This is a genomic window from Ochrobactrum sp. CGA5 (assembly GCF_006345815.1).
Lineage (GTDB): Bacteria > Pseudomonadota > Alphaproteobacteria > Rhizobiales > Rhizobiaceae > Brucella.
In genome coordinates this window covers 1-293 of the sequence record NZ_VCIG01000036.1, presented here as the reverse complement: position 1 = coordinate 293, position 293 = coordinate 1, and the positions used below count along the sequence as shown (strand labels likewise).

The window sequence follows — 293 nt, the reverse complement described above, 5'->3', positions numbered from 1 at the left end:
CGCCGTACGGTTGCTGCGATTAACGCGGGTGGTGGCGACTGGTGCCTGGCGCTCAAGGCCAACCAGGACTCGCTCCTGTCCGATGCCCGGGCCAGCTTCGGGGCCGAGCCAGACGCGCACCCAAGCGCGCTTTCCGAGGATATCGGTCACGGCCGGACGGAAACCCGAAAGGCGACCGTCGTTTCGAGCAAGGCTCTGGCAGAGCATCATGAATTCCCGGGCCTGAAGGCTTTTGGACGGGTCGAGGCCACCCGAAAAACAGCCGAGGGCACAACCTCGGAAACGAGGTACTT

General features: G+C 64.2%; 1 protein-coding gene. It reads right to left on the bottom strand.

Annotation, left to right across the window (positions count from 1 at the left end; translation table 11 throughout):
- Window positions 1-210: hypothetical protein (locus FJQ48_RS22405; RefSeq protein ID WP_180350204.1), on the bottom strand; the 210-nt coding region annotated here is incomplete at its 3' end.
- Window positions 211-293 lie beyond the last annotated feature (83 nt).